18 protein-coding genes are annotated in these 22,508 nt (G+C 60.1%); 4 read left to right on the forward strand and 14 right to left on the reverse strand.

The window, feature by feature from the left end:
- Positions 1-472 precede the first annotated feature (472 nt).
- A complete protein-coding gene (rne, locus tag OZ428_RS25925) occupies positions 473-3,613 on the forward strand; it encodes a ribonuclease E (protein WP_269131763.1) in 3,141 nt (1,046 codons plus the stop codon).
- A 63-nt stretch (positions 3,614-3,676) separates the two neighbouring features.
- Here rne and OZ428_RS25930 read toward each other — a convergent pair whose 3' ends face one another.
- The 3 genes from OZ428_RS25930 to OZ428_RS25940 all read right to left on the reverse strand — a co-directional run bounded on the left by OZ428_RS25930 (position 3,677) and on the right by OZ428_RS25940 (position 6,715).
- Positions 3,677-4,261, reverse strand: coding sequence for a nucleotidyltransferase family protein (locus OZ428_RS25930; protein WP_269131764.1), 585 nt, complete (start codon positions 4,259-4,261; stop codon positions 3,677-3,679).
- Entirely contained in the window at positions 4,258-5,244 is a 987-nt protein-coding gene (locus tag OZ428_RS25935) for an XdhC family protein (protein WP_269131765.1), read from the reverse strand. The genes OZ428_RS25930 and OZ428_RS25935 overlap by 4 nt, the downstream gene beginning before the upstream one ends.
- A gap of 139 nt (positions 5,245-5,383) precedes the next feature.
- Positions 5,384-6,715 (reverse strand): dicarboxylate/amino acid:cation symporter, encoded by a 1,332-nt coding sequence (locus OZ428_RS25940; protein WP_061449296.1) that lies wholly within the window; start codon positions 6,713-6,715, stop codon positions 5,384-5,386.
- Between the two features lie 338 nt (positions 6,716-7,053).
- Between OZ428_RS25940 and OZ428_RS25945 the strand changes: the two genes are divergently transcribed.
- Complete coding sequence (locus tag OZ428_RS25945) at positions 7,054-8,052, forward strand: AraC family transcriptional regulator (RefSeq protein WP_269131766.1); 999 nt, start codon at positions 7,054-7,056, stop codon at positions 8,050-8,052.
- 46 nt (positions 8,053-8,098) lie between these two features.
- Here OZ428_RS25945 and OZ428_RS25950 read toward each other — a convergent pair whose 3' ends face one another.
- From OZ428_RS25950 to OZ428_RS25960, 3 genes are read right to left on the reverse strand one after another with little or no spacing between them, the layout of a single operon-like run.
- On the reverse strand, positions 8,099-9,445 hold the full coding sequence (locus tag OZ428_RS25950; RefSeq protein WP_061449297.1) for an ATP-binding protein: 1,347 nt from the start codon (positions 9,443-9,445) through the stop codon (positions 8,099-8,101).
- A complete protein-coding gene (locus OZ428_RS25955; protein WP_016973689.1) occupies positions 9,442-10,119 on the reverse strand; it encodes a response regulator transcription factor in 678 nt (225 codons plus the stop codon). Before OZ428_RS25955 ends, OZ428_RS25950 begins: the two co-directional genes overlap by 4 nt.
- Positions 10,120-10,137: 18 nt before the next feature.
- Positions 10,138-10,446: a hypothetical protein gene (locus OZ428_RS25960; RefSeq protein WP_016979766.1), complete on the reverse strand. Its 309-nt coding sequence runs from the start codon at positions 10,444-10,446 to the stop codon at positions 10,138-10,140.
- 146 nt (positions 10,447-10,592) lie between these two features.
- On the opposite strand from OZ428_RS25960, the gene OZ428_RS25965 reads away from it, so the two are divergent.
- A complete protein-coding gene (locus OZ428_RS25965) occupies positions 10,593-11,309 on the forward strand; it encodes a 4'-phosphopantetheinyl transferase family protein (protein WP_269131767.1) in 717 nt (238 codons plus the stop codon).
- On the opposite strand, the gene OZ428_RS25970 is transcribed toward OZ428_RS25965, so the two are convergent.
- Both OZ428_RS25970 and OZ428_RS25975 read right to left on the reverse strand, forming a co-directional pair.
- Positions 11,306-12,916 carry an ATP-binding protein gene (locus tag OZ428_RS25970; protein ID WP_269131768.1) on the reverse strand — a complete coding sequence of 537 codons (1,611 nt, stop codon included), beginning with the start codon at positions 12,914-12,916 and terminating at the stop codon, positions 11,306-11,308. The genes OZ428_RS25965 and OZ428_RS25970 overlap by 4 nt on opposite strands.
- Complete coding sequence (locus OZ428_RS25975; protein WP_269131769.1) at positions 12,913-13,638, reverse strand: response regulator; 726 nt, start codon at positions 13,636-13,638, stop codon at positions 12,913-12,915. The genes OZ428_RS25970 and OZ428_RS25975 overlap by 4 nt, the downstream gene beginning before the upstream one ends.
- Positions 13,639-14,191: 553 nt before the next feature.
- Here OZ428_RS25975 and OZ428_RS25980 point away from each other — a divergent pair.
- Positions 14,192-17,089 carry a ribonucleoside-diphosphate reductase subunit alpha gene (locus tag OZ428_RS25980; RefSeq protein ID WP_033901283.1) on the forward strand — a complete coding sequence of 966 codons (2,898 nt, stop codon included), beginning with the start codon at positions 14,192-14,194 and terminating at the stop codon, positions 17,087-17,089.
- Between the two features lie 90 nt (positions 17,090-17,179).
- On the opposite strand, the gene OZ428_RS25985 is transcribed toward OZ428_RS25980, so the two are convergent.
- The 6 genes from OZ428_RS25985 to cheR all read right to left on the reverse strand — a co-directional run bounded on the left by OZ428_RS25985 (position 17,180) and on the right by cheR (position 22,471).
- Complete coding sequence (locus OZ428_RS25985; protein WP_269131770.1) at positions 17,180-18,274, reverse strand: hypothetical protein; 1,095 nt, start codon at positions 18,272-18,274, stop codon at positions 17,180-17,182.
- Positions 18,275-18,458: 184 nt separating this feature from the next.
- Positions 18,459-19,775 carry a flagellar hook protein FlgE gene (gene flgE, locus OZ428_RS25990; protein WP_033901284.1) on the reverse strand — a complete coding sequence of 439 codons (1,317 nt, stop codon included), beginning with the start codon at positions 19,773-19,775 and terminating at the stop codon, positions 18,459-18,461.
- A gap of 31 nt (positions 19,776-19,806) precedes the next feature.
- Positions 19,807-20,535 (reverse strand): flagellar hook assembly protein FlgD, encoded by a 729-nt coding sequence (gene flgD, locus OZ428_RS25995; protein ID WP_269131771.1) that lies wholly within the window; start codon positions 20,533-20,535, stop codon positions 19,807-19,809.
- A 16-nt stretch (positions 20,536-20,551) separates the two neighbouring features.
- Positions 20,552-20,995: a flagellar basal body rod protein FlgC gene (gene flgC, locus OZ428_RS26000; RefSeq protein WP_010208347.1), complete on the reverse strand. Its 444-nt coding sequence runs from the start codon at positions 20,993-20,995 to the stop codon at positions 20,552-20,554.
- 3 nt (positions 20,996-20,998) lie between these two features.
- Complete coding sequence (flgB, locus tag OZ428_RS26005) at positions 20,999-21,406, reverse strand: flagellar basal body rod protein FlgB (RefSeq protein WP_010208346.1); 408 nt, start codon at positions 21,404-21,406, stop codon at positions 20,999-21,001.
- A 237-nt stretch (positions 21,407-21,643) separates the two neighbouring features.
- Positions 21,644-22,471, reverse strand: coding sequence for a protein-glutamate O-methyltransferase CheR (gene cheR / locus OZ428_RS26010; RefSeq protein ID WP_269131772.1), 828 nt, complete (start codon positions 22,469-22,471; stop codon positions 21,644-21,646).
- Between the last annotated feature and the right edge of the window lie 37 nt (positions 22,472-22,508).

Here is a 22,508-nt window from a genome sequence, read left to right on the forward strand (position 1 = left end):
GACCACGGCGAATGCTTCGGAAACAACGCCTGTTAAGAGCTGAGTGAGAGCGCAACCGCCCACACCTAGTCTTGTTTAGCCATGAGCGTGGACTCCCCATTGGAGAACACGGTAAATGCCAACCCGCTGCGGATTCTGCGCGCGGCAGCACCCGAATTATCAGGGATACGTGTAGGGTGGAGATGCACAACCGTCGGACCGTGTAGCACTAGGCTTATATTTAGACGCTTCATCTCGTCCACAGTCGCCGGTTGATTCCTCCTCCTGACCTTAGCTTTTGTTGAAGTGGTGCCTTTGTCACCACCGCTAACAAGCAGGACGCGTCCGTCGCGATACCGGCCCAATTGGCTGGTTTTTGCTGGACACTGGAGTGGCCAACCACTCTTGACGCACCTGACACCGACCGTGAGAAGTCGTGTGTGCCGAACGCCGTTTCCGGCAGCCCGGAAACCGACGGTACAACATGAAAAGAATGCTGATTAACGCAACTCAACCCGAAGAGTTGCGTGTTGCACTGGTAGATGGCCAACGCCTCTACGACTTGGACATCGAATCCGGTGCACGCGAGCAAAAGAAGGCCAACATCTATAAAGGCCGTATTACTCGCATCGAACCAAGCCTTGAGGCTGCCTTTGTCGATTTCGGCTCCGAGCGCCACGGCTTCCTGCCCCTCAAGGAAATCTCCCGCGAATACTTCAAGAAAGCCCCTGAAGGCCGCGTGAACATCAAGGACGTCCTGAGCGAAGGCCAGGAAGTCATCGTCCAGGTCGAAAAAGAAGAACGTGGCAACAAGGGCGCAGCCCTGACCACCTTCATCAGCCTGGCTGGCCGTTACCTGGTCCTGATGCCGAACAACCCACGTGCCGGCGGCATTTCCCGTCGCATCGAAGGCGAAGAGCGCAACGAACTGCGTGAAGCGCTGAACGGCCTGATCGCACCGGCCGACATGGGCCTGATCGTTCGCACTGCAGGCCTGGGCCGCAGCAGCGAAGAAATGCAGTGGGACCTCGACTACCTGCTGCAGCTGTGGACCGCTATCAAAGAAGCGTCCCTGGATCGTTCCGCGCCGTTCCTGATCTACCAGGAAAGCAACGTGATCATCCGCGCCATCCGCGATTACCTGCGCCAGGACATCGGCGAAGTGCTGATCGACAGCGTTGAAGCCCAGGACGAAGCCCTGACCTTCATCCGCCAGGTGATGCCGCAGTACGCCAGCAAGATCAAGCTGTACGAAGACAGCGTTCCGCTGTTCAACCGTTTCCAGATCGAAAGCCAGATCGAGACCGCCTTCCAGCGCGTGGTCGAACTGCCTTCCGGTGGCTCCATCGTGATCGACCCGACCGAAGCCCTGGTGTCCATCGACATCAACTCGGCGCGTGCGACCAAAGGCAGCGACATCGAAGAAACCGCCCTGCAGACCAACCTGGAAGCGGCTGAAGAAATCGCCCGCCAGCTGCGACTGCGTGACATCGGCGGCCTGATCGTGATCGACTTCATCGACATGACCCCTGCCAAGAACCAGCGCGCCGTGGAAGAAAAAGTCCGCGAATGCCTGGAAGCTGACCGTGCCCGCGTACAGGTCGGTCGCATCTCGCGCTTCGGCCTGCTGGAAATGTCCCGTCAGCGCCTGCGTCCATCCCTGGGCGAGAGCAGCGGCATCGTCTGCCCGCGTTGCAACGGCACCGGCATCATCCGTGACGTTGAATCGCTGTCCCTGGCGATCCTGCGCCTGATCGAAGAAGAAGCCCTGAAAGACCGCACCGCCGAAGTCCGCGCGCAAGTGCCGATCCCGGTTGCAGCCTTCCTGCTCAACGAAAAACGCAACTCGATCACCAAGATCGAACTGCGCACCCGTGCCCGTATCGTCATCCTGCCGAACGATCACCTCGAAACCCCGCACTTCGAAGTGCAACGCCTGCGTGACGACAGCCCGGAAGCCCACAGCGGCCAGTCCAGCTACGAAATCGCCGCTGCCGCTGCCGAAGTGGAAGAAGTCCAGCCAGCCGCCGCGACCCGCACCCTGGTTCGCCAGGAAGCTGCAGTCAAGACCGCTCCAGCTCGCGCCAATGCACCGGTTCCAGCTGAAGTTGCAGCACCAGTTGCCGCGCCGGCCGCCCTGCCTGAGCCAAGCCTGTTCAAAGGCCTGGTGAAGTCGCTGGTCAGCCTGTTCGCCACCAAGGAAGAGCCAGTGGCTCCGGTCGTGGTTGAGAAACCGGCCTCCGAGCGCCCTGCGCGCAACGAAGAGCGTCGCAACGGTCGCCAACAGAGCCGTAACCGCAACGGTCGCCGTGACGAAGAACGCAAGCCGCGCGAAGAACGTGCACCGCGTGAAGAACGCGCTCCACGTGAAGAGCGTGCCCCTCGCGAAGCCCGTGAAGAAACCCCGACCGTGGAACGTGCACCACGCGAAGAGCGCGCACCACGTACTCCGCGTGCCCCACGTGAAGACCGCAAGCCACGTGGCGAGCGTGAAGAACGTGTGCGTGAACTGCGTGAGCCGCTGGACGCAGCCCCTGCTGCCGTAGCCGGTGCCGCCGCTGCTACCGAAGAGCGCCCAGCTCGCCAGCCACGTGAAGAGCGTGCGCCACGTGAAGAGCGCCAACCTCGCGCCCCGCGAGAAGAGCGTCAACCGCGTGCCGAACAAGCCGCTGCCGCCAGCGAAGAAGAAGTGCTGACCGGTGAAGAGCAACTGCAGGAAGACGGTCAGGAAGGCGCCGAAGGCGATCGTCCACGCCGCCGCTCCCGTGGCCAGCGTCGTCGCAGCAACCGTCGTGAGCGTCAACGTGATGCCAACGGCAACGTGATCGAAGGCTCGGAAGAGACCGGCGAAAACGCAGAAGCCGCTACCAGCGAACCGACTGGCGCCGAACTGGCTGCCGGCCTGGCCGTTACCGCGGCTGTTGCCAGCTCGGTCATCAGCGCTCCTGCTGAAGCCCAGGCTCACGAGCAGGCTGAACGCGCTACTGCTGCTGTCGAAGAAACCGTAGTGGTTGAAGCACCTGCTGCCCAGCCCCCAGTGGTTGAAGCGCCGGTTGTTGAAGCACCAGCAGTTGAAGCGCCAGTTGTAGAGGCACCGGTTGTCGAAGCCACTACCCCAATCGAAGCGCCGGCTGTTCCGGAAGTGGAAGTTGCCCAGGCACCTGAAGCCCAACCAGAAGTTGAAGTGGCGGTCGTTGAGCCTGAGCCAGTGGTTGAAACGATTGTTGAAGCACCGGTTGTCGACGCCGCTCCAGAAGTTCGTGAAGTTCGTGAAGTTCGTGAAGAACAGACCGCCTTCCAATGGACTGCCGAGCCAGCCGCTCCGGTTGAAGCGCCAGAACCTGCCCCAGTGGTAGAAGAAGCGCCGGCACCGGTTGCCGAAGTCGTGGTTGCCGAGCCAGCACCAGTGGTTGAGCCTGCTCCGGTCGTTGAACCTGCGCCCGTGGTTGAAGCACCGGTCGTTGCCGAAGTGGCAGCGCCAGTGGTTGAAGCCGCACCGGTCAGTGCCCTGACTGAAAACGGCCGTGCACCGAACGACCCACGTGAAGTGCGTCGTCGTCGCAAGGAAGCTGAAGCCGCAGCAGCTGCTGCCGCGGCACAGGAAGCAGAACACGAGAGCAAACCTCTCGCCTGATTCGAGCAGCCACTAAAAAGCCCCGCCTGAGTGATCAGGCGGGGCTTTTTTATATTTGCTCGGTCAGGGGTAGCGCAACAACGCAGGCACATCCACATCCCATAACACACCGGGGTCATCTACTGGCACCTCCCACACCGTCGCCTGAGCAAACAACGGCTTGGCGCCACGATCACCCGTCAAGGCCATCAGCCCAGGTCCCAATGCCTGGCCAAACGCCACGGGATGCCCGTAGCGTCCATCCTGCACCGGCACGCTGATACCTCCCGCCTCCAGCCCATCGATTACGCGCTCAATACTCGACGACCGGATAAACGGCATGTCCCCCAGCAGCACCAGCCAGCCATCTGCCGGGCCACTGGCCGCCACCGCCGCTGCAATACTGTCGCCCATGCCAGCCGAACGCAGCAGCAGGACGTCACAACCATAGGCTTCGGCCAACCGAATGACATCCGCACGATCGGGTGACGTCACCACCCAACGCCTCACGACGCGCTCAGGCAGGTTCACCAGCACCTGCTCGATCACCGGCCGCACCACGCCATCCAGGCCAACGCAATCCGCCAACAACTTATCCTGGTCCGCCCCGGCTTCAGCGCGAAAACGACTGCCCTGCCCTGCCGCCAGCACAATCGCCGTGACTGTCACTCTGCGACTACCGGCAACGGCTTCTTCTGCATCGGCGCTACGCCGTTCTTGATCGCGACAATTTCCGCCATCAACGACAACGCGATTTCGGCCGGTGTGTGGCTGCCGATATGCAAGCCAATCGGCCCGTGCAGGCGCGCAATCGCCTCGGTCGATAAGCCAAGCGCCGCCAGGTTTTCCCGGCGTTTCTGGGTGTTGACCCGCGAACCCAGGGCGCCAATGTAGAACGCCGAGGAATTGAGCGCCGTGAGCAACGCCATATCATCCAGACGCGGGTCATGGGTGAGGCAGACGATGGCCGTGCGCTCATCGGTCTGGATGTTCAGCACCGCTTCATCGGGCATGCCCGGCACAAAGCGACCGTGCTGTTCTTCCCAGCCGTAGACGAACTCGTCGCGGGGGTCGCAGATCAACACTTCGAAATCCAGCAAACGCGCCATTTCCGCCACATAACGTGACAGTTGGCCGGCGCCGATCAGCAGCAGGCGCCAGCGCGGGCCGTAGATGGCGCGCAAGCGTTCGCCGTCGAAGGTCACGACATCAGTCTTGCTCGCGTCGCTCAAGTTGACCTTGCCGGTGGCCAGGTCAAGCTCACGTGCGACGATCTGGTGATCTTCACATCGCGCCAGCAAGTCGGCTACCCACGCCCACTCGTCCACCCGCTCCTCGGTCAGGCGCAGGGTGCCACCACATGGCAGGCCAAAACGCGCGGCTTCATCACGGGTAACCCCATAGGTCACCAACTGCACCGGTGGCCCGTCCTCAGGCAACCGCCCATCCTGCAGGCGCGCAATCAAATCATCCTCGATACAACCGCCCGACACCGAACCGATCACCACGCCATCGCCACGCAACGCCAGCATGGCTCCCGGCGGCCGTGGTGCGCTGCCCCAGGTCTGGACCACGCTGTACAACACCACTCGCTGCCCGGCGAGGCGCCATTCGAGCACGCTGCGCAGGACATTCAAATCAACACTGTCCACAAAACCTCCTGCAAGCGTCACAACCGATTCACTTACTGTAAAACAAAAGCCGCCAAAGTAATGCGCTAGAAACGCAAACGCCCCGAACCAGTCGGGGCGTTTGTGGGTTGCTGTGGCGTCTGGTTACGCCAGCAGCGGCTTACTTGACGACAGGTGCAGGGCCTTCGGCCACGCCCAGGTCGTCCAGCTCGCGGGTTTCCGAGATACCGGTACCGCCGGACGCCAGCTCGCTTTGCAGCTTGTCGGTGTCCAGTTCCTTGACCCACTTGGCCACGACGATGGTGGCAACGGCGTTACCAACGAGGTTGGTCAGCGCGCGGGCTTCGGACATGAAGCGGTCGATACCCAGGATCAGCGCCAGGCCGGCAACCGGCAGGTGGCCTACGGCCGACAAGGTCGCAGCCAGTACGATGAAGCCCGAACCGGTCACGCCTGCAGCGCCTTTGGAGGACAGCAGCAGCACCAGCAGCAAGGTGATCTGGTGGGTGATGTCCATGTGGGTGTCAGTCGCCTGGGCGATGAACACGGCAGCCATGGTCAGATAGATCGAAGTACCGTCGAGGTTGAACGAGTAGCCGGTTGGAATCACCAGGCCTACTACGGATTTCTTCGCGCCCAGACGCTCCATCTTGATCAGCATGCGTGGCAGTGCGGATTCAGAAGACGAAGTACCCAGAACGATCAGCAGCTCTTCACGGATGTAGCGGATCAGTTTGATCACGCTGAAACCGTGAGCGCGGCAGATACCGCCCAGCACTATCAGTACGAACAGGATGCACGTGATGTAGAAGCAGATCATCAACTGGCCAAGCTGCACCAGCGAACCTACGCCGTAGGCACCGATGGTGAACGCCATGGCGCCCAGGGCACCGATTGGCGCGAGCTTCATGATCATGTTGATGATGTTGAACATCACGTGGGCGAAGCGATCGATGAAGTCCAGGACCGGCTTGCCGTAGGCACCCAGGCGATGCAGGGCGAAACCGAAGATCACCGAGAACATCAGCACTTGCAGGATGTCGCCGTTGGCGAAGGCGCCGACGATGGTGTTAGGGATCACGTTGAGGATAAAGCCGACGATGCTCTGGTCTTTACCGGCAGTGACGTAGGCCGCCACTTTGGAGGCGTCCAGGGTCGCTACGTCGATGTGCATGCCGGCGCCCGGCTGCACAACGTTGACCACGATCAGGCCGATCAGCAGTGCGATAGTCGAAACGATTTCGAAGTACAGCAGCGCGTAGCCGCCGGTTTTGCCGACCGATTTCATGCTTTGCATGCCAGCGATGCCGCTGACAACGGTGCAGAAGATGATCGGGGCAATGACCATTTTGATCAGTTTGATGAACCCGTCACCCAGCGGCTTGAGGGCCACACCGGTCTGCGGGTAGAAGTGACCGAGCAAAATACCGATTACGATTGCAACGATCACCTGGAAGTACAGGGATTTGTAGATTGGCTGACGAGTCGTCATTGCAAAGTTCCTCAATCGTCCCGTGTGGCAAATATCCGCCGTTGCCCACGACACTTGAATTGCGAACCCTCCTGCACTGGAGGGATTTGTTGTTTGCGAGATCTGTAGGACCAGGCCTGCGCTGTAATCCTTATCGCAAACGCCGTGCCACTTTGCTGAAAAACCTTAGAGGCCTTTAGACATCAGGGCTTGGGGTTTTCAGGCACCCTACCAAGCGCCAAAGCAGGTGGCGGATTTCCGCCCACTCAACCAATCCCGTCCTACAATTTGGCGGATATCCGCCTTGTGACCCCCTTCGGGGATGGCTACCATCGCCACTCCAAGGACGAGGCCTTCGCATGCGTGAACGTACCATCGCCAGTCATTACGCCAGGGCCGCCCTGGGCGGGGCGCGTCGGGCGGGCTATGACTATTCGGGCCTGCTGCAACAGGTAGGCATCACCCCGGAGTTGCTGACCGAACCCCGCGCCCGCATCGCCCCGGAGCAGTTCACCCGCCTGCTGCAAATGCTCTGGCTGGCACTGGACGACGAATACCTGGGATTCGCCGACGGCCCGAGTAAACGCGGCACCTTTGCCATGATGTGCCACGCATTGATCCACTGCCGCACCCTGGAGAAGGCTCTGGAACGCGGCTTATTATTTTATAGCCTATTCCCGCAAGGCCCGCGCTGGCAGCTGACACGTGAAGGCGAAATGGCCCGCTTGAGCCTGGACGACTCACAGCTATGGGACCCGGATCACTTCCTGAGCGAGTGCCTGTTGGTGATCTGGCATCGCCTGGGCAGCTGGCTGATCGGCCAGCGTATCCGGCTGCATCAGGCCACCTTCAGCTACCCAATGCCGGCACACGCCAGCGAATATGACCTGTTGTTTCCCTGCGCCCAGGTATTCGGTGCACCGAACAGCAGCCTGGTGTTTCCCGCGCGCTACCTGAGCCTGCCGTTGTTACAGGACGAACGCACGCTCAAGCACTTCCTGGAACGCTCCCCCGCCGACTTGCTCTCTCGTCCGGACGAAGGCGACAGCTTGAGCAGCCAGCTACGTCGCTTGCTCAGCCGCGACCGCACGCCCTGGCCGGACCTGGAAGCCGTGGCCCAGCACCTGCACATCAGCCCGCAGACCCTGCGCAGGCATTTGCGCGAAGAAGGCACCAGCTTTCAGGCACTCAAGGATGAGCTGCGGCGGGACATCGCCATCTATCATCTGGGCCGGGCGGATTTGTCGTTGCAGGAGATTGCCGAGCAGCTTGGGTTTTCCGAACCGTCGGCGTTTCATCGGGCGTTCAAGAAGTGGACGGGGCTGACGCCGGGGGCTTATCGGGCCCAAGAGAGCTAGAGGAAAAAGTTATCTCTGTGGTGAGCGGGCTCACCACAAAAACCGATCAAACGGCGGGGAAGTGGATCTTGAACGCAGCGCCGCCCAACGGCGAATCACCCAAGGTCAGCCGCGCGCCATAGCTTTCAATGATGTCCTTGACCACCGCCAACCCAATACCTTGCCCCGGATGCTGGCGATCAAGCCGCTCGCCCCGCTGCAGAATCCTTGCCCGCTGATCCGGCGGCACGCCTGGGCCATCGTCTTCAATACACAGCTCACTGCCTTCGAGGTTTTCCACGAAGCTGATGCGCACTTCGCCCAAACACAGGCGGTAGGCGTTTTCCAGCAGGTTGCCGAGCAACTCCAGCAAGGCGCCCTTCTCGATCGGCACGTCGCACTCTTCCGGTAGTTCAAAGGACACGGTGACACGCTTGTCGCGGTAAACCTTGTCCAGCGTATCGCACAGGCTTTGCAGCACCGGCTCCAAGCGCACCTGGTGCCGCACCAAGCCACTTTTACGCAGGCTGGCACGTTGCAACTGGTAGCTGATCTGCTGGCTCATGCGCTCGATCTGCGATTGCAGCACCCAGGCCTGGTCGCGGTCTTCCGGGCGCTGGGCCATGTCTTCGCTCACACCTTGCAGTACGGCGAGTGGGGTTTTCAGGCTGTGGGCCAGGTCGTCGAGGGAATCGCGGTAACGCGCCCGTTGCTCACGTTCGCTGTGCAGCAAGCGGTTGAGGGAGCCGGTAAGGCGCAGCAGTTCGCGAGGGTGTTGTTCGGACAGGCTTTCGCGAGTCCCGCCTTCGATCTGGTCAAGCTCCTGGCTCAACCGCCGCAGGGCTTGCAACCCCCAGGTCAGCCCCAGCCAGAGCAAGGTCAGCAGCACCAGCAACGCGGCGCCAAAGCCCAGGTAGAGGTTTTCGCGCAGGCCTTCGAGGGTCAGTTGGTATTCGCGCACCGGTTGCAGGGCGACAATACTGAAGGCCGCGCTCTTGCCGCCGAGCAGCCTGACCTCCACGTCATAAACAAAGAACTCCTGACCGTTGGCCTCGCGAATCCGCGCAAATTCATTGCCGCGCCCGTCGTAGCGCGGTTTGTAGTTGATATTTTCTTCCTTGGTCGCCCGCGAACGCCACACCAAGTGGCCTTCACGGTCGTAGATATAGCCGAGCAGGCGGCTGTCGGTGAGATTGAAGCGTTCGTCCGGCAACTGCGCTGGCATCAGCAAGCGGTTGTTTTCGACCCGCGCGGCAGAGATCAGCGTGGTGACGTCCGACGCCAGGCGTTGCTCGATGGAATCCTGCAACGCCAGGCTGAACGCCCCTTGCATGGCCGGCAACAAGCCCAGCATGAACAGCACGGCCAGGGTCGCGGCCGCCAGCATCAAGCGCACGCGTAACGAGCGAATCAACGGCAGCGCTCATTGAACAGGTAGCCCAGGCCACGCACCGTGTCGATTGGCTTGAACCCGGCCGGGCCTTCCAGCTTGCGACGCAGGCGGCCGACCAGCACTTCGATGACATTCGGATCGCGCTCGTCGTCATCGGGATAGAGCTGTTCCATCAAGCGGTCCTTGGCCACCACTTGCTGGTGGTGGCGCATCAGGTACTCAAGGATTCGGTATTCGTAGGCCGTCAGCGCCAGGGGCTGTTCGTCGAGGGACGCCTGCTTGCGGTTGAGGTCCAGCAGCAGCGGGCCTGCGACAATCGTCGACTGGGTAAAGCCACTGGAGCGGCGCAATAAAGCGTTCATCCGCGCCTCCAGCTCTTCGAACTGGAACGGCTTGACCACGTAGTCGTCGGCACCGGCCGCCAGGCCTTCGACCTTGTCCTGCCAATTGCCACGGGCAGTGAGGATCAGGATCGGGAAGGTCTTGGCCTGGGTGCGCAGTTGGCGGATCAGGTCCAGGCCGCCCATGCCGGGCAGGCCCAGGTCGATGATCGCCAGGTCATGATTGAACTGGCCAGTCTGGTACAGGGCCTCTTCGGCATTGGCCACGGCCTCGACCACATGCCCGCTGTCGGTCAGGCGGGTCAACAGGTGATGACGCAGCAGCGCCTCATCTTCCACCACCAGCAATTTCATAAGGCTCTCCAAAGCAAATCAACTGTCCGACAGAGGGATATCATAGCGGCCCTGCAAGTCTTGCGGGCGCAGTTTAATGCCATTGAACTGGCCGGTCAGGTGTTCATAGCCGGCGCGATAGGCCGGCTGCGGGGTTGCCAGGCCCAGGGACTGGCCCCAGGGCGTGGGTTGGCTGGCAGATTCTTCGAAACTGACACGCTGGATCAAAGTGCTGGATTTCTTGGTTTTCTCACCGCCGAACGCGGCAAAGGCACGATCGCCTGCCTGGGCTCCGGCAGTGGCACTGAGCATGGTTAACGCCAACATCAGCTGTTTGATCACGGTCATGGTGTTACCTCTACGCGTTTGGCTGCTGCCCTTGTGTGAGTTCCAGACTACGCAGGCGCCCCTGAACTCCCCCTGAACAGGCTCTGAACCTCACCTGAACCGCAGCGGGCTATCCTGTTGCCCATCAACTCGGCAAAATACCGCCCATGAATTCCCTACCCGCTTGCTGCACCCCACTCGACGCCCATTGGCCGCTGCCCGAACCCTTGCCAGGCACGGTGTTTCTCAGCACGCGCTTTGACCCTGCCTTATTAACGGCCGGCGATTTCCAACGTAGCGCCGTACCGCCACCGGCCAGCATCCAGCGCTCGGTGGCCAAGCGCCAGGCCGAATTCCTGGCCGGTCGAGTGTGTGCCCGCGCGGCCCTGCAACAACTCGATCACCTGAACTACATCCCGGCAATCGGTGAAGACCGTGCGCCGGTGTGGCCTGCGCATATCTGTGGCTCCATCACCCACAGCACTGGGCATGCCGCCGCGATTGTCGCGCACAAGGCGCAATGGCGTGGGCTGGGGATGGACTTGGAGAACGTGCTGAGCCTGGAACGGGCGGAGCGGCTGGCTGGGGAAATCCTCACGCCCGATGAACTGCAACGTATGGCAACGCTACCGCGAGAGCAGATCGCACAATTAGTGACATTGACGTTTTCGGCCAAGGAGAGCCTGTTCAAGGCGCTCTACCCGATTGTGCAGAAGCGTTTCTATTTTGAGCATGCCGAAATGCTGGAGTGGTCGGATTCGGGCCAATTGCGACTGCGGTTGCTGACTGATCTGTCCAGCGAGTGGTGCCATGGCAAAGAGCTGACAGCGCAGTTTTCGGTGAACGATGGGCAACTATTGAGCCTGGTGGCCATCAAGGCTTAGGTTTTCTCCTGATCCCTCGGCCAACTCAGGCTGAAGCACGCCCCACCCAGGTTATTGCTCTTGCCAATCAGCGCCCGTCCGCCGTGCCAATAGATGATCCGCCGCACGATCGACAACCCCAACCCATGCCCGCCGGAGGCACGGGTGCGGCTGTCGTCCAGGCGCAAGAATGGCGTGAAGATGCGCTCCCAGGCACTCTCAGGCACACCAGGGCCGTCATCCTCCACGTCGATACGGCAGCGCACCTGGCCCACCTGATAACTGATCAACACCTGACCCTGGGCATGACGCATGGCATTGCTCACCAGATTCTGCAGCGCACGGTGCAGGTAACGTGGCTCGGCATCCACCCACGCATCCTCCCAATGCGCCGAAGACAGGCAAATGCCCCTGCTCACCCTAACCTGCGGACGCAGTGGCGATAATTCGCCTATCACCTGATCGAGCAGCGCATCGAGGTCGACCCGCTGGAAATTCAGCTCCGGCGAGCCTTGTTCCAGCCGCGCATACGTGAGCATTTCATCGACCAGGCCATCGAGGTCCTGGATATCGCTGTCCATGCCTTCCAAGTATTTACGCCGCGCCTCGGCCGTGGTGGCATCGCCGACCATCTCCAGGCCGAACCGCAAGCGCGCCACCGGTGTGCGCAGTTCATGGGACACCGCGCGCACCAGCTCACGCTGGATCGCCAGCAACTGCTGCAAGTGCTCGGCCATGCCATTGAACGCCGCGGCCAGACGCCCCACCGAGTCAGCGCCACGGGCCGGCACACGCACTTCCAGGTTGCCCTTGGCGATGCGGGTGGCCGCGGCTTCCAGGCCGCGCAGCCGCCGTTCAAGCTGACGCACCAATAGATAGACGATCAAACCGATCAGGGTCAGGCCGATCAACGCGATCAAGATCAGCCATTGCGGCGGGTAAGGGTTCATCTGATACAAAGGCCCCAGTTCCAGCACCCAAGGCGTGCCGACCATGCCAGCGAACACGCGGATCGAATCGCCGCCCTTGCCCAGGGCCATCACTGTGTCGCCTTCCGAGACGCGGCGGCGTTGGTCTTCGTCCATGTCGGCCTGGTCGAGGGCCATCAGGTGCATGTCGAAGCCAAACCCTTTGGCGTCTTTTATATCCGCCAGGCGTTGCGGCTGTTCAGCCACCGGAAAGCGCACCAGTTCGTCGGCGAGCAGGTAGATGGTCGCGCGCGCCAGCTGTTCGCTGATCTGCTGCACTTCGCCCGTGAGCACCAGTTGCGACTGATCACTGACCAGGCGCAGCACCCGCGCGGCGTGAGGCCCGGTCTGCTCGACCAACACTTGGCCGCGTTGCAGGCGATTGCGCTGGCTCAAGTCCAGTTGCGCATCGGCCAGGGGGCGCAGTTCCAAGGGAATGCCGAGCAAGCGCTCCCACACGGCCAAGGCGCGCTGGCGTTCGATGGGGCTCATGGGCTGCAGGTTGTCGCCCATCAAGGCGAAGGTGCCGTGGGCCAGGCGCTCGCGGTATTGGCCGCTGCGCACTTCATTGAGCAGGTGCAGGGCCAGTACGCCGAGCAGCGCCACCAGGATCAGCGCCGCGCACATGCCGCCGTAGATGCGCAGGAAGATCGAGTTCACAGCGGCATGTCGGCGGCAGCTTCAGGGACGAACAGGTAGCCCTTGCTGCGAATGGTCTTGATCAGGCGCGGATGGATCGGGTCGTCACCTATCTTGGGGCGGATGCGTGAGATACGCACGTCGATGGAGCGGTCCTGGCCGTCGTAGCCAATGCCGCGCAAGGCGATGAAGATTTCTTCGCGGGACAAAATGCGCCCGGCATTGGCCACCAGCAGCCACAACAAGTCGAATTCGGCGCTGGTCAGCTCGATACCGTCATTGTTCAGCCAGGCTTCGCGCAGCGCGTTGTCCACCACCAAGGGGCCGAATTGCAGGCGACGCTGGTTCTCCACGGCCGCCGGTTCCGCCGGTTCGCTGCGCCGCAGCAGGGCCTGGATGCGCGCCAGCAACAGGCGCGGGCGCACGGGCTTGCACACGTAGTCGTCGGCGCCCATGTCCAGGCCTAGCACCTGGTCCATGTCATCGGTGCGTGCGGTGAGCATCAGGATCACGCCGTCATAGCGCTCGCGCACCTTGCGGCAGATGCTCAAGCCGTCTTCACCGGGCAGCATCAGGTCGAGGATCACCAGGTCAGGCTGTTCGTCGATGATGCGCGCCGCGGCCAGGGCGCCATCGCCTTCCACGGACACTCGCAGGCCGTTGCTCTCCAGATACTCACGGGTCAATTCGGCCAATCGCTGGTCGTCTTCGACTATCAATACCTGCCAGGCTTCTTGCTCCACGGGTGACCTCAATGTCTGTCATAAAAGGCGGGCATGATCTGGGTAACTGCACAGCCCGATGCGGCCGATTGTAGCCATGGGCCAGCCCTCAAACACAAGCCGGGAAATCCATTCGGTGATCGCGTTTTTTTGTGATAGGGTTCGCGCCCTTCGAAAATGGGCAGGTTGTTTTAAGCCCGAAACATTTAATGACAAACGGCGTAATCCAGCAGCAGTGCGGCCTACACACCCATTCAACCTTTCTTACACATTTTACCCACAGCGTTATCCACAGGTTACTGCGTTGCTAACCCCTCGAAAACGCATTATCTTGTACCTCGGCACTGGAGAAGACCCTACATGTGGGGTTTTCGAAGAAAGCGCCCAACCACACAAGTGGCAAGAAATTCAAGCGTTTTATTGCTAGCGCAGCATGGAACCAACCGATTTTCAGTAGACCAAACCGCTCACGCGGATGGCAGCTGTTTCCCATCCCCGATATGGAAAACGGTACGGGTGTTGCAGGAAGAGCCTGGCACTCGCAATCAAATATAGAACGTGGAGACAACCCCCCATGCAAACCGACACAACTCGCGAGAACCCGCAAGGCTCCGTGCCGCAGGCCGCCGATTCGAACCTGGATCTGTCCGCCACTGCACCCGGCCAATTGCGTGTGATCAAGCGTAACGGCACTGTCGTTCCTTACACCGATGACAAAATCACCGTCGCCATCACCAAAGCGTTTCTTGCAGTTGAAGGCGGCACCGCTGCCGCCTCGTCGCGCATCCACGACACCGTTGCCCGCCTGACCGAACAAGTCACCGCGACCTTCAAGCGTCGCATGCCTTCGGGCGGCACCATCCACATCGAAGAAATCCAGGACCAGGTCGAACTGGCCCTGATGCGTGCCGGCGAACAGAAAGTTGCCCGCGACTACGTGATCTACCGTGACGCCCGTTCCAAGGAACGCGCTGTACGCACCCCAGCTGAAGAAGCTGCGGTACAAGCTCACCCTTCGATCCGCATCACCCTGGCCGACGGCACGTTTGCCCCGTTGGACCTGGGTCGCCTGAACACCATCGTCACCGAGGCCTGCGAAGGCCTGGAAGAAGTCGACGGTGACCTGATCCAGCGCGAAACCCTGAAGAACCTGTACGACGGCGTGGCCCTGACCGACGTCAACACCGCCCTGGTGATGACCGCCCGTACCCTGGTTGAACGCGAGCCGAACTACTCGTTCGTGACCGCGCGCCTGCTGATGGACACCCTGCGCGCCGAAGGCCTGGGCTTCCTGAAAGTCGCCGACAGCGCCACCCACCACGAAATGGCCGACCTGTACGCCAAGGCGCTGCCTGCCTATATCGCGAAAGGTATCGAATTCGAATTGCTGAACCCGATCCTGGCCACCTTCGACCTGGAAAAACTCGGCAAGGCGATCAACCACGAGCGTGACCAGCAGTTCACCTACTTGGGCCTGCAAACCCTGTACGACCGTTACTTCATCCACAAGGACGGTATCCGCTTCGAACTGCCGCAAGTGTTCTTCATGCGCGTGGCCATGGGCCTGGCAATCGAAGAGAAGCAGAAAGAAGACCGTGCCATCGAGTTCTACAACCTGTTGTCGTCCTTCGACTACATGTCGTCGACCCCGACCCTGTTCAACGCCGGTACCCTGCGTCCACAGCTGTCCAGCTGCTACCTGACCACCGTGCCGGATGACCTGTCGGGCATCTACCACGCGATCCACGACAACGCCATGTTGTCCAAATTCGCCGGCGGCCTGGGCAACGACTGGACCCCGGTGCGTGCACTGGGTTCGTACATCAAGGGCACCAACGGCAAGTCCCAGGGCGTTGTACCGTTCCTGAAAGTGGTGAACGACACCGCCGTCGCCGTGAACCAGGGTGGCAAGCGCAAAGGCGCTGTCTGTGCCTACCTGGAAACCTGGCACATGGACATTGAAGAGTTCATCGAGCTGCGCAAGAACACCGGTGATGACCGTCGTCGTACCCACGACATGAACACCGCCAACTGGATCCCTGACCTGTTCATGAAGCGTGTCTTCGACGACGGCCAGTGGACCCTGTTCTCGCCTTCCGAAGTGCCGGACCTGCACGACCTGACCGGCAAGGCTTTCGAAGAGCGCTACGAGTACTACGAAGCCCTGGCTCAGTACCCTGGCAAGATCAAGCTGTTCAAGACCATCCAGGCCAAAGACCTGTGGCGCAAAATGCTGTCCATGCTGTTTGAAACCGGCCACCCATGGCTGACCTTCAAAGACCCGTGCAACCTGCGCAGCCCGCAGCAGCACGTGGGCGTAGTCCACAGCTCGAACCTGTGCACCGAGATCACCTTGAACACCAACAAGGACGAGATCGCCGTTTGCAACCTGGGCTCGATCAACCTGCCGAACCACATCGTCAACGGCAAGCTGGACACCGCCAAGCTGGAACGTACCGTCAACACCGCCGTGCGCATGCTCGATAACGTGATCGACATCAACTACTACTCGGTGCCACAGGCGCAGAACTCCAACTTCAAGCACCGTCCGGTCGGCTTGGGCATCATGGGCTTCCAGGACGCGCTGTACCTGCAGCACATTCCTTACGGTTCGGATGCTGCAGTCGAGTTCGCCGACAAGTCCATGGAAGCGGTCAGCTACTACGCGATCCAGGCTTCCTGCGACCTGGCCGACGAGCGCGGCGCCTACGAGACGTTCCAGGGTTCGCTGTGGTCCAAAGGCATCCTGCCGCTGGATTCGCAACAGATCCTGATCGAGCAACGTGGCCAGAAGTACATCGACGTTGACCTGGAAGAATCCCTGGACTGGGCGCCAGTACGTGCCCGTGTGCAGAAAGGCATTCGTAACTCCAACATCATGGCCATCGCGCCGACCGCGACCATCGCCAACATCACTGGCGTATCGCAGTCGATCGAACCGACTTACCAGAATCTGTATGTGAAATCGAACCTGTCGGGCGAATTCACCGTGATCAACCCGTACCTGGTTCGCGACCTGAAAGCCCGCGGCCTGTGGGACTCGGTCATGATCAACGACCTGAAGTACTACGACGGTTCCGTGCAGCAGATCGAGCGCATCCCGCAAGAACTCAAAGAGCTCTACGCGACGGCGTTCGAAGTGGACACCAAGTGGATCGTTGACGCCGCCAGCCGTCGTCAGAAGTGGATCGACCAGGCCCAGTCGCTGAACCTGTACATCGCTGGCGCTTCGGGCAAGAAGCTTGACGTGACCTACCGCATGGCGTGGTACCGTGGCCTGAAAACCACTTACTACCTCCGTGCCCTGGCCGCGACCAGCACCGAGAAGTCGACCATCAACACCGGTAAGCTGAACGCGGTTTCCAGCGGCGGCAACCACGGTGATGATTCGGTGCTTGCAGCGCCAGCCGGCCCGGCCCCCGTGCCAAAGGCCTGCGCGATCGATGAGCCGGATTGCGAAGCTTGCCAATAAGCTGAGGCGGTTGCGGATCGCAATGATCCGGAACTGAAAAAAGCCGACAAACCTGAGCATGATTGGGTTTGTCGGCTTTTTTATGGCCGCTTAGAAAAGCACCGTGTAAATACCTGGTCCTGGCGCACCGCCTCGCCCTCCCCAGAGCTCCTTACGATTGCCAATCACCGCCATGGAATGCGCATTCGTTTCATAAGTCCCCACCATCCCCCGCGCAAAATCACTTTGAAAGCCCGGCCTGTAGTGATCTTTCAGCCCAAGCCTGTGCAAGCCTTCACGGGAGTGCTCGCCATCATTCAAGCTGATCAGCGCATCCTTGAAGCTTCTGGTGGCATTTCTGTCGTTTTCGCCAGGAGAGCCACTATTCCCTTCCATCTGCGCTCGCTTGGCACTCGCCGCATACATAAAGTTGGCGTTGGTCATTAAGGTCGGGTCATCGCCCTTGAAGCGCGCCTCTCGCGCAGCCATGCGCAGCTCATCCTTGGTCAGCTTGAGTTTGAATCCATCACGCATCTCCACCTCATAGGTATTGCCCTTCAACTCGACATTCTTGAAAACATCTTTGGGGTCCTGGCCGAAATGCTGCATGGCAGCCTTGATTGAAGACACCGTCGTGCAATTACCTTCGTAGCCTTGAGAGAAACCACTCCAAATGTTATTCGGCTTTTTCCCACGCACACTTTTATCGGGCTGGTAATCATGGTACTTCGCCCCCTCAGTGATGGGCTTGTTGCTCATGGATTCGGAAGGGCCAAAATTCTCCGGGTTCACACGGCGGCCACGTCCGCCACCGCCACCTCCTCCACCGCCACCAATGTCTGGGGGGGCCGGTGGAGAGGGCGATTCATCATCTGCAAACAGCTCTGGAAAAAGCGCCTTCAAAAATGCGAGCCAACTGTCAGATGCGTCTTTTTTTAACGCCTCGATAATCGCCTTGAACTTCTCCTCTCCGAGTTTCTTGCGCACCTCATTGAGCTTGTCACGCAAGTCCTGGACGGTTTGGCTCTTGGCAGTTTTCTGCGCCTCCTCCAATGCCTTCAGAAGATTGGATACCACCGCCTTATTGGCATCCAGGCTCTGAACACCATCGGTTTTGTCCTGGGTGTTTTCAGCAAGAAAAGCAGCGGTTCTGTCGCTAAAATAAACCCGAGCCGTTTGGCCTGATATCTGTTGAGCCCATTGCATAAATTTCCCCCGCCCGTAAGCCACCGTTGGTGTACTTGGTAGGGAAAAGTGCGTCGGCCGTTCCAGTAAAAACGAGTGGTCTCGTAGGGACGCAGGCAGTACGAAAAGTCGCGCCTATAAAATGAACGCGCAAAAAAAACCCCTCGTTGAGGGGTTTTCTTTCGCCAGCGTCAGACCAATGACATTACGTCATCTGAATGATGGTCTGCATGATGGTGCTCTGGGTGGAGATGGTCTTGGCGTTCGCCTGGTAGTTGCTCTGGGCCTTGATCAGGTCCACCAGCTCGTTGGTCAGGTTGACGTTGGAGTTCTCCAGGGAGTTGGCCACGATAGACCCCAGGGTGCCGGCTTGCGGGGTGTCATAACCTGGCTGGCCCGAAGCGAAGGTCTCTTTCCAGGTAGTACCGCCGTTGGGCTGCAGGCCTTGTTCGTTGTTGAAGCTGGCCAGAGAGATCTGGCCAATGGCCTTGCTCTGCTGGTTGCTGAACGTTGCGAACAGTACACCGCTGCCGTCGATTTTCAGGCCGGTGATCTGGCCGGTGGCGTAGCCATCGGTGACCGGTGGGTTGCGGTACGTGGCCGAGTTGTACTGGGTAATGTTGGCCATGTTGACGGCGATCCCGGTGGGGTTCGCATCAGCACCATTTTTCTTCCACACACCGTCGGTCACGGTACCCGGTACCCAGCCGGTAATGGTCAGGGTTTTATTCGACACAGTACCGGTCACGACACTGGTGAGCTTGCCGGCCCCATCAAAGGTCAAGGTTGACGGCACCGGCGCCTTCACATCCGCACCGGTACCGAAAGGTGGCGAACCGTCAGGGTTGCGACCGTCAATCAGGGTATAGGCATTCCACTTGTTGCCGTCGGTTTTCACCAGGTACTGCACCATCGGGTGCGCATTGCCCTGAGAGTCATACAAGGTGGTGCTGTACTGGGTGGTGAAGGTGCTGGTGTCGTTCGGGTTGAACGGCTTCGCCACTTGGTCGATTACCGGCTCCGAGGAGTTCAGGTTACTGGTGGAATCCACTTTGGTGGATGCCTTGGGCGGCAGATTCGCCAAGTTCAGTTGCAGGTCGGTCAGGCCGCCCTTGATGATCTTGCCGTTCTCGTCCGCGGCATAACCTTGCAGGCGCGAAGTGCCGGTGTTGTTGGTGATATAGCCATCTTTGTCGGCACGGAAGGCACCACTACGGGTGTACTCCAGCGAACCGTCGCTGCCCTTCTGCACGAAGAAGCCGCCGCCCTGGATCGCCATGTCCAGGATGCCGCCGCTGCCGTTCACGTCACCTTGGGTGAACTGCTGGGACACCGCCGCCAGGTTCACACCGTTGCCGATACTGTTCTGGCCGGTGCCCAGTTTGGAGGCGGCGTAGATGTCCGCGAATTCCGCACGGGACGACTTGAAGCCAGTGGTCGCTACGTTGGCGATGTTGTTGCCGGTCACGTCCAGTTGTTTGTTGGCCGCATAGAGGCCGCTAAGGCCGATGTTAAAAGACATGTTTCTCTCCCTCTGCCGTATTTAGCCGGCTCTATGTACCGATAGTCTGAATTTGCGACAGCTTGACGCTGCCCATGCCGCCAGCCAGGTTCAGCAGCATTTCGCCGCCGGTCTTGCTCAGGGTCACGCTCGTTACCGTTGCTGGCAGCGAAGTGGTCAGGGCAACGGCGTCGCCCTTGTCATTCTTGGTGGTGGCATTGAAGGTGTAGGTGCCCGCCGGGGCGACCTCGCCCTTGTCGTTCTTGCCATCCCAGATGAAGCTCTGGCTGCCGACAGCCTGGGCGCCCATTTCGATGGTGCGCACCAGGTTGCCGTCTTTGTCGGTGACCTTGATGGTGACGTTGCCCGTCGCCGTTTTCACATCCACCGAACCGGTCATGCTCTTGCTGGTATCCACCATGGCCTTGTCGGTCTGGATGATGATCGAGCGCCCTACCAGCGACGACGCCTGCAGCGCTTGCGACGAGCTGAAGTTGCTGGAGATCGCATTCACCGAGTCATTCAGGGTGTTGATGCCTTCCAGACTGCTGAACTGCGCCAGCTGGGCCACGAACGCGCCGTTGTCTTGCGGCGACAGCGGGTTCTGATTTTTCAACTGGGTAACCAGCAGTTGCAGGAACGCATCCTTGCCCAGCGACTGTTTGCCGGTCGCGGCCTTGGAAGCGTCACCCAGGCTGCTGGCGTTGTCTGTCGCGGTCTTGACCTTGGAGTTGAAAAGGTCCTGGACTGGCGTGTTGTTACTCGTATCAACAATGGCCATTATTTGGCGCCCCTTATCACTGACCCAGGGTCAGGACCTTCTGCATCATGGTTTTGGCGGTGTTCATCATTTCCGCGTTGGTCTGGAACGAGCGGCTGGCGGAAATCATGTCGGCCATTTCCTCGACCACGTTGACGTTCGGGTAGTAGACATAACCCTTTTCGTTCGCGGCGGGATGGTTGGGTTCGTAGCGGGCTTCAAGGTTGCTTTGGTCTTCGACCACGCCGAGCACTTGCACGCCGGAGCCTGCTGCACCTTGGTCCTGGAACAACGAATCGCTGCCGCCCGCCTGGCCGCCCTGGAACATGGTGGCGAACACCGGGTGACGGGCGCGGTAGGTCTGGTCAATGCTCGAAGACACGGTCTCGGCGTTGGCGATGTTACTGGCGACGGTGTTCAAACGCGTGGTCTGCGCGCTCATGCCACTGCCGGCAATATTGAAAACACTGGACAGGGACATGGCTTACTCTCCACGCAGGGCTGACATCAGCCCTTTGAATTTGCTGTTAAGCAGGGTGAAGCTGGCTTGAAAGTTCACCGAGTTCTCGGCGTAGGCCGATTGCTCCAGCTGCGCGTCGACGGTGTTCTGGTCGATCGACGGCTGCATCGGCGTGCGATACAGCAACGACTCGTCACCATTGCTCAGGCCTTGCGCTTCGATATGACGGCTGTTGGTCATGTTCAAGGCGAAGGTGCCGTTCTTGGTCTTGTCCTGCTGTGCGGCGAGCACGGCGGAAAAGTCCAGGTCCCGAGCCTTGTAGTTCGGGGTATCGGCGTTGGCAATGTTGTTGGCCAGGACTTCGGCACGCTGGGCGCGGAAGCCCAGGGCTTGTTCGTGGATACCGAGCGCTTTATCGAAGCTGATGCTCATGGCGGAAACCTTTAAGGGCTGACCTGCTTTTCGTTAACTGGGTTATAGCAAGGTGTGTGCCAACCTTACGAAGGCCCGTATATCAAGGGTTTGGGGGGGCGGTTGCCGGCGGCAATGCCAGAAAAGCGGCAAGCGGTTTCCGCGTGGTGCCAGTAAAGCGGCAATGGCGTTTGCCGCTTTGCGGCCAAAAAAATGGGAGGCCTTTGTGGGGCCTCCCATTGTTTGTTCAAGCGTGCATCACTTGGCCTGGTAGATGATCCCCGGACTGCACTGCACCATCTGGTAATGATCCGGCAGACCGTTCAGCGCTTCGGAAGCACCGAGGAAAAGATAACCGCCACGCTTGAGCGTGCCATGGATGCGCAGCAGGATGTCTTTCTTCACTTCGGCCGAGAAGTAGATCAGCACGTTGCGGCAGAACACCATGTCGAACTTGCCCAGGCTGGCGTAGCTGTCGAGCAGGTTGAACGAGCGGAATTCCACGCGGCTCTTGATCGGCGCCTTGACCGCCCAACGCCCTGCCCCTTTCGGGTCGAAGTAACGTTGCAAGCGCTCCTGGGACAAACCACGGCCCAGGGCCAGGCTGTCGTACTCGCCGGTCTTGCAGTTGGTGAGCATGGTGCCGGACAGGTCGGTGGCGACGATTTGCGCCCCCGCCTTCAACTGGCTCATGTTGGTCCGTTCGAACTCATCGATGGACATCGAAATCGAGTACGGCTCCTGCCCCGAAGAGCAGGCGGCCGACCAGATGCGCAAGCGCTGGCCGGGGCTGGCCTTGATGGCCTCCGGCAGCACTTTGCTCTTGAGCACTTCAAACGGGTAGGTGTCGCGAAACCACAGGGTTTCGTTGGTGGTCATGGCATCGACCACCATCTCCTTAAGCCCGCTGCGCGGCTGCCCCTGGATGCGCTGGACCAGCTCACCCAACGACTTGATGCCCTGCTGCTCCATCAGTTTGTTGAGACGGCTGGATACCAGGTACTGCTTGTTTTCACCGAGCAATATGCCACAGGCTTTTTCCAGGAAGACCCGGAACTGTTCGAAATCCAAATTACCCGTAGACAATGATACCGCCTCTTAAATCGTGTGACCGCCAGGGGAA

This window comes from Pseudomonas sp. GXZC (genome assembly GCF_026967615.1).
Taxonomy (GTDB): Bacteria; Pseudomonadota; Gammaproteobacteria; order Pseudomonadales; family Pseudomonadaceae; genus Aquipseudomonas; species Aquipseudomonas azotoformans_A.